The sequence below is a fragment of the Neisseria sp. P0021.S007 genome, assembly GCF_051956855.1.
In genome coordinates this window covers 1-504 of the sequence record NZ_JBQCXA010001289.1, presented here as the reverse complement: position 1 = coordinate 504, position 504 = coordinate 1, and the positions used below count along the sequence as shown (strand labels likewise).

The window sequence follows — 504 nt, the reverse complement described above, 5'->3', positions numbered from 1 at the left end:
ACGCAAAGCCGTTCAAGTGAAAACAGAAGAGTTGCAGGCTTCGCGCAACAGTATTTCCAAACAAATCGGTGCGTTGAAAGGTCAAGGCAAACACGAGGAGGCTCAAGCTGCGATGGATCAGGTTGCCCAAATCAAAGTTGATTTGGAGCAGGCAGCCGCTGATTTGGATGCCGTTCAGAAAGAATTGGATGCTTGGCTGCTGAGCATTCCGAACCTGCCGCACGAAAGTGTGCCTGTCGGTAAAGACGAAACTGAAAACGTTGAGGTCCGCAAAGTTGGCACGCCGCGAGAATTTGACTTTGAAATCAAAGACCATGTTGATTTGGGCGAGCCTTTGGGTTTGGATTTTGAAGGCGGTGCGAAACTTTCCGGCGCGCGCTTTACCGTGATGAAAGGCCAAATCGCCCGTCTGCATCGCGCTTTGGCTCAGTTCATGCTGGACACGCACACGCTGAAACACGGCTATACCGAGCATTACACGCCTTATATCGTGGATGACACCAC

1 pseudogene is annotated in these 504 nt (G+C 51.2%); it reads left to right on the top strand.

The window, feature by feature from the left end:
* Positions 1–504, top strand: a pseudogene (locus ACTHUR_RS18785) (serine--tRNA ligase); the annotation flags it as partial.